Origin of the sequence: Vibrio genomosp. F10 str. 9ZD137 (assembly GCF_049974785.1) — a bacterium.
Classification (GTDB): Bacteria; Pseudomonadota; Gammaproteobacteria; order Enterobacterales; family Vibrionaceae; genus Vibrio.
In genome coordinates, this window is record NZ_JBNGCJ010000547.1 from 1 (window position 1) to 6055 (window position 6055).

The following is a 6055-nucleotide window of genomic DNA, read 5'->3' on the forward strand; positions in this document are numbered from 1 at the left end:
CGAAAGATCAACACGCCCTAGTAACAACCTCAACAAAAAAGCCCTTTAGGAAAACTAAAGGGCTTAATGTATTATCGCGGGTTAACGCGAGCATAACTAGCGGTTTGCTTGCTCTAGTTCAATCGTTTCTTCAGCCGTTTTCGCGGCTTCTAGCATCTTACGAATAATAAACGATGCAGCCATTGCGATACCCAACATCACTACCGCTAGAACAGTTTGCATTTGGAAGTAATTACCGAAAACAGCTTATTTAGCCTTCAATGTCGCTCCGACTTGACATGAGATCAACTAAAAAATGATGCGAAACGCTGTTTTGTAATCAATCACTTACATTGGAAATGTATACTTACAAAGCTCATTTAATTTGTAACCTTCAGCGTTGAATACTTTTTTACACTCTCTATCGACCCTTCCAAAAGGTTTGGAAGACAGACTTTTATCCTTACATTTTAATGAGAGTGGAATTATGAGTTTTCTACAAAGTACAATGACCAAAGCACAGGCGCTAGGGAAAGCATTAATGCTCCCTATCGCACTATTGCCAGCAGCCGGTCTATTGCTGGGAATAGGTAATGCACTTGGGCTATCTATGATGGAAGCCGCGGGTGGCGTAATTTTTGGTAACTTAGCCTTACTTTTTGCGGTTGGTGTTGCCGTTGGTTTAACCAAAGACTCTGGAGCGGCGGCATTAGCTGCAATTGCAGGTCTGTTGGTAATGAACCAAACCATCAGCGTGACCATGGGCATTACACCTGACATGGTGGCCGAGGGGCGTTACGCGTCGGTTTTAGGTATTCCAACACTGCAAACTGGTCCATTGGGTGGCATGTTAGTAGGTATGCTTGCTGCGTATCTGTATAACCGTTTTTATAACATTCAGTTACCTGAATTTTTAGGATTCTTTGCTGGTAAACGTTTTGTGCCAATCGTTACTGCTTTTAGCGCTTTCTTATTAGGCCTTGCTGTACCACTATTCTGGCCAGCAGTTCAAGATGGCATTGCGGCGGTCTCGACTAGCTTAAGCCAAAGTAACATGTATGTTTCAACCTTCTTCTACGGCTTCATGGAGCGCGCGCTCATTCCTGTTGGATTGCACCACGTGTTTTATGCTCCTTACTGGTTTACGTTCTTTGAATACACTGCCGGAAATGGCGAAATCGTCAATGGCGCTCAAACAATCTGGTGGCGCATGTTTGCTGACGGCGTACATTCATTTGAAGGCGGCGGTTACGACAATGCAGGCGCGTACATTTCTGGTAACTTTGCTATCTATATGTTTGCATTCCCAGCGGCATGTTTAGCGATGTATCAAGAAGCGCATACTAAAAATAAGAAGATTGCCGCTGGTCTATTAGGTTCAGCTGCACTTACTGCTTTCGTTACGGGTATTACTGAGCCTGTTGAGTTTGCGTTCGTATTCGTAGCTCCTGTACTTTACTTCTTTAACGCTATTATGGCGGGGGTTTCTTACAGCGTCTCTTACGCACTTGATTTGCAAATGGGTAAAACATTCTCTGCGGGTATTATCGATTACGTACTGTACGGTGTAATGCCTAGCCTGAGCGGTTTTGAAACAAACTGGGCTAAATTATTCCTTTGGGGACCCATTAACGCAGCTATCTACTACTCAGTATTCCGTGTTGTTATCCGTAAGTTTAACTATCAAACGGTAGGTCGCGAACAAGATATGACAGAAATCACGTTAGACGATGAAAGCCTAGCTCGTGAAATCCTACGTCATGTTGGTGGAAGCGCTAACCTTAAGACGATTGGTTCATGTATCACTCGCTTGCGCTTGGAAGTGACAGACATGTCACTGGTTAATTCCGATGCCATTAGGCAACTCGGTGCGATGGGTGTAGTAAAAGTCGGTTCTCATGGTGTACAAATAATCTTGGGTGCTAAAGCTCAGTTTATTGCTAACTTACTTGAAAGTCCTTCAAGTGAACTTGCGCCAGCATAATTAGTTCGTAATGTTAGGCCTCTATATTTATAGAGGCCTTTTTTCGCTTTATCATTAATGCCATTGCAATCAGTTGGCATTCGGTAACTGGAGGCTCAAATGACCCCTACAACAATGAACAGTCCTGTACTGCTGAAATGGTTTAAAGGTGGTATTACGCTGTGGCATGCAGTGTTACTTCAAATCTTGGGAACATACGCGCTATTGTTTCTATTAGAACAGAGCAAGATAGCCTTACCTGAAACCACGGTAGTGATGCTTAAAATAGTGGCGTTACCCATTTTTGCGATTTATAGCTCTATTTGTGTTTTTCGCGCGGCACCGAATTTCAAATCAACCATTCGCGGCACTGTGGCAAAATGTTGGGCAGTGACGTTTATCTTATGGGCACTCGCGACTGCCTACGCTTTGATTGTGTTTGCTTTACCTGAGCTCTAAACCAGCATTTTAGCTGTGCTTTCATTTCATTTGGCGCCATCTCGTTGCATTGCGTTCAAGATGACACTCTCTCTGATCTAAAACCAGGCAGTAACCGTATGTCTATTCTGGTCATAAACAAAGAGCATGTGATGAAATTCTCAAAAGAAAATGAGTCAAGAATTATAGAAATGGCGTGGGAAGATAGAACGCCGTTTGAAGCAATAGAACTACAATTTGGTTTGAATGAATCTTGCCTTATTCGCTTTATGCGCAGTCGTTTAAAATTAAGCAGTTTTAAATTGTGGCGTTCACGCGTGTCAGGACGCACAACAAAGCATTTAAAGCTTCGCTCATCTGATGTATCGAGAGGTTTCTGCCCAACTCAATATAAGCATCGCTGAACAATACTATCCTCGGTCTTGAATCAAGTTGGCTTTTTTATATGAGTATTTTCTTATTTATTCAGTCATTTGAAAGGTGATTAAGCAAGCGTTATCATTCGGGTTTCTCATAACAAAAAGGCCTTAATCATGATTCTAAATCACGTATCTGTTGGTGCTAAAGATGTCGTTACAGCAGTGAAGTTTTACGATGCCGTTTTATCAACGTTAGCCATCAAACGTACTCACTATATAGAAAATGTGGCCGCCGCCTATGGCGAAAGTTTTGAGTTTTGGGTTGGATGTCCCTGTGAAGGTAAGGCTACGTCAAGCAATGGGTCGCACTTAGCATTTAACGCACCCAATAAGGAATCGGTGGATCGTTTTTATGCTACTGCGATCGAGTTGGGCGGAACGTGTGAAGGAAAACCAGGCTTCAGACCGGAATATGGTGATGCTTACTACGCTGCATTTGTTCGAGATTTAGATGGGAACAAGATAGAAGCCGTTTCAATGTAAAATCAAGCACTCTTTGTGGGAAAGTTTCTGTGAAATAGTACCATTTAGAGTGCATTAGAAACGAAAGCCGCTTTCATTATTGTGTTCATAGAGCAGCCAATCAATGGCGAGTACTAGGCTGAGAGTTCTCTTCTGACAATTTCTGCGCCTGCACTTAACGCTTTTAGTTTGGCTGCCGCTACCTGGCGAGGCAAAGGAGCCATGCCACAGTTGGTGCAAGGGTAGAGTTTATCTGCATCGACAAACTGAAGGGCTTTTCGCAAGGTATTAGCGACTTCTTCTGGCGTTTCAATCGTGTTGGTTGCTACATCAATCGCACCTACCATCACTTTCTTACCTCGAATGAGTTCAAGTAACTCCATTGGAACGTGAGAGTTGTGGCATTCTAATGAGATAATATCGATATTGGACTGTTGCAGTTTGGGAAACGCTTCCTCATATTGTCTCCACTCTGAACCCAACGTTTTTTTCCAATCGGTGTTCGCTTGTATGCCGTAGCCATAGCAAATGTGTACCGCTGTTTCACATTTCAGGCCTTCGATGGCTCTTTCCAAACAAGCAATGCCCCAGTCGTTGACCTCGTCGAAAAAAACATTAAAAGCAGGTTCATCAAACTGAATAATATCAACGCCTGCGGCCTCGAGTTCTTTGGCTTCCTGATTGAGAATCTTAGCGAATTCCCACGCTAATTTCTCGCGACTTTTATAATGGTCATCATAAAGCGTGTCGATCATGGTCATGGGGCCAGGCAGAGCCCATTTGATCGGTTGGTCGGTTTGCTGGCGTAGAAATTTAGCATCTTCTACAAAAACTGGCTTCTGGCGAGATACCGCACCCACGACCGTAGGCACACTCGCGTCATAGCGATCGCGAATTTTGACCGTTTTACGTTTCTCAAAATCAACGCCACTAAGGTGTTCGATAAATGTTGTCACAAAATGCTGTCGTGTTTGTTCGCCATCGCTAACGATATCGATGCCCGATTGTTGTTGTTCTTGTAGTGACACACGCAAAGCATCGTGTTTGCCGTCAGTCAGCTCCTCGCCTTGCAACTTCCAAGGTGACCAAAGCGTCTCTGGTTGTGCTAGCCAGGAAGGCTTAGGTAAACTGCCCGCCGTTGAAGTAGGTAATAATGTTTTCATAATAAATGCTGCGCTTATTTGTGTGAATTAAAGGGCGTAATGAGTCGACCATTGCTCAAGAACAGTTTGGAATGGTTTGATGAAATGCGCCTCGGCAAACTTACCCTGTTCAATAGCGAGCTGGCTGCGTTCTTCTCGGTCATACACTATTTGAGTCACCGAGTGGTCCAGATTCTTCAAATTTGGTTGATAGCATTTTCCTGCGGCAGCATTGGCATTGTAAATTTCAGGTCGGTATATTTTTTGGAATGTCCCCATCGTGCTGATGGTGCTGATCAGTTCAAGATTGGTATAATCATTGAGCAAATCGCCAAAAAAATAGAAAGCTAAAGGCGCGACGCTATTTGGCGGCATAAAATAGCGAACCTGTAAGCCCATTTTTTGGAAGTACTGCTCAGTCAACGACGACTCATTGGGTTGGTATTCAACGCCTAATACTGGGTGCTGATTTTCAGTTTGATGATATATTTTGTTGTCAGAGACGCTGAGGCATATAACCGGGGGCTTTTTAAAGTGCTGTTTGAAAGTATCTGAATTGACAAAATACTTAAATAATTGACCGTGCAATTTGCCAAAATTATCAGGAATACTGAAATTCGGTTGATCTTTATTATGTTCCAATAGAAGCACACTAAAATCATAATCTCGAACATAAGAAGAAAAATTATTCCCCACAATACCTTCAATACGCTCATTGGTTTCATGGTCAACAATATTTGTTTTTAGAACTTCGATTGAAGGGAAGGCCTGACCGCTAGCATCCATGTTGATATCAACAGAAATGATGTCAAGTTCAACACAATAGCGGTCACCTTTTGGGTTGTCCCAGTGTGCTAATGCATTGAAACTATTGTTAATCATCTGTAAGGCATTGCGAAGGTTCTCTTTGCGGCTGTTGCCCCTAGCCAAATTAGCAAAATTCGTTGTGATGCGCGTGTTGTCTGATGGATGATAATTTTCATCGAGACAAATGCTCTGAATCGTAAATTTAAAGTCGTTATGCATTGTGATTTCGTATCCTATTTCCTTAGATAAACGCTGAATGTCTTTCTTACCCTTTAAGGTTTTTTTTATTATTTTCCCCGTCATTCTGTTCCCAATATTATTTTGATCAGCAATCATCTAAATAAAAAATAGAGAGTCATCCCTACAGAATTAAGAGGAGAAGGTCTTTTATACGTGGCTAGCGAAATTAACAACAGTGGTTTTATTTCACATTCAATATGAGAAACATTCATGTTCAATGGCTTTTAACGTTTCAGCGAAATTTTCTGTTCATTCAATTGAGCCGCATACCACTGTATTTGTGTCACTGTTTGTGTATTGGTATCAAGGTATTGAAGTAGCGAGCTCTAAATAAATGGGCATTGATAATTGGGTATTGATAACGGGGTATTATGATTGGCGTAAAGTGACCTATTTTTGTTCGTTCCTGTTGGTTATATTTACACCACACAAACACAGGAGATAACATTATGAAACTTACTTCTATTGCACTCGCGCTTTCTACCGCTGTTTTGGCAAGCACTGCTATTGCAGATGACACTCAAAACCCAGTCGAAGCGGCGCTTAGCGCAGAAGGCGCGCAGGTCACTTTACCGGTAGAGGCAGCAAAACAACCATTTTCAAAT

The 6055-nt window shown here is 42.4% G+C and carries 7 protein-coding genes; 4 read left to right on the forward strand and 3 right to left on the reverse strand.

Going from position 1 to position 6055, the window contains the following annotated elements; all coding sequences use genetic code 11:
• Positions 1-96: 96 nt before the first annotated feature.
• Entirely contained in the window at positions 97-222 is a 126-nt protein-coding gene (locus ACP45E_RS13285; RefSeq protein WP_017035922.1) for a hypothetical protein, read from the reverse strand.
• A 244-nt stretch (positions 223-466) separates the two neighbouring features.
• Between ACP45E_RS13285 and ACP45E_RS13290 the strand changes: the two genes are divergently transcribed.
• From ACP45E_RS13290 to ACP45E_RS13305, 4 genes are all read left to right on the forward strand, one after another.
• Positions 467-1963, forward strand: coding sequence for a PTS transporter subunit EIIC (locus ACP45E_RS13290; RefSeq protein ID WP_017037792.1), 1497 nt, complete (start codon positions 467-469; stop codon positions 1961-1963).
• Positions 1964-2062: 99 nt separating this feature from the next.
• Positions 2063-2401 (forward strand): hypothetical protein, encoded by a 339-nt coding sequence (locus tag ACP45E_RS13295; protein WP_017037793.1) that lies wholly within the window; start codon positions 2063-2065, stop codon positions 2399-2401.
• Positions 2402-2532: 131 nt separating this feature from the next.
• Positions 2533-2784 (forward strand): TIGR03643 family protein, encoded by a 252-nt coding sequence (locus ACP45E_RS13300; RefSeq protein ID WP_017037794.1) that lies wholly within the window; start codon positions 2533-2535, stop codon positions 2782-2784.
• 129 nt (positions 2785-2913) lie between these two features.
• Complete coding sequence (locus ACP45E_RS13305; protein ID WP_017035926.1) at positions 2914-3282, forward strand: VOC family protein; 369 nt, start codon at positions 2914-2916, stop codon at positions 3280-3282.
• Positions 3283-3395: 113 nt separating this feature from the next.
• On the opposite strand, the gene ACP45E_RS13310 is transcribed toward ACP45E_RS13305, so the two are convergent.
• Positions 3396-4424, reverse strand: a complete 1029-nt coding sequence (locus tag ACP45E_RS13310) for a methionine synthase (protein ID WP_017035927.1) — start codon at positions 4422-4424, stop codon at positions 3396-3398.
• Between the two features lie 27 nt (positions 4425-4451).
• The gene (locus ACP45E_RS13315) at positions 4452-5429 is read right to left on the reverse strand and encodes a DUF1852 domain-containing protein (protein ID WP_026026590.1); all 978 of its coding nucleotides are present in this window, start codon (positions 5427-5429) and stop codon (positions 4452-4454) included.
• Positions 5430-6055 lie beyond the last annotated feature (626 nt).

Bases quoted from the DNA above. Each gene is read 5' to 3' on its own strand.
- ACP45E_RS13305 (WP_017035926.1), top strand. From the start codon at position 2,914: ATGATTCTAAATCACGTATCTGTTGGTGCTAAAGATGTCGTTACAGCA.
- ACP45E_RS13295 (WP_017037793.1), top strand. From the start codon at position 2,063: ATGACCCCTACAACAATGAACAGTCCTGTACTGCTGAAATGGTTTAAA.
- ACP45E_RS13310 (WP_017035927.1), bottom strand. From the start codon at position 4,424: ATGAAAACATTATTACCTACTTCAACGGCGGGCAGTTTACCTAAGCCT.
- ACP45E_RS13300 (WP_017037794.1), top strand. From the start codon at position 2,533: ATGAAATTCTCAAAAGAAAATGAGTCAAGAATTATAGAAATGGCGTGG.
- ACP45E_RS13315 (WP_026026590.1), bottom strand. From the start codon at position 5,429: ATGCATAACGACTTTAAATTTACGATTCAGAGCATTTGTCTCGATGAA.
- ACP45E_RS13290 (WP_017037792.1), top strand. From the start codon at position 467: ATGAGTTTTCTACAAAGTACAATGACCAAAGCACAGGCGCTAGGGAAA.
- ACP45E_RS13285 (WP_017035922.1), bottom strand. From the start codon at position 222: ATGCAAACTGTTCTAGCGGTAGTGATGTTGGGTATCGCAATGGCTGCA.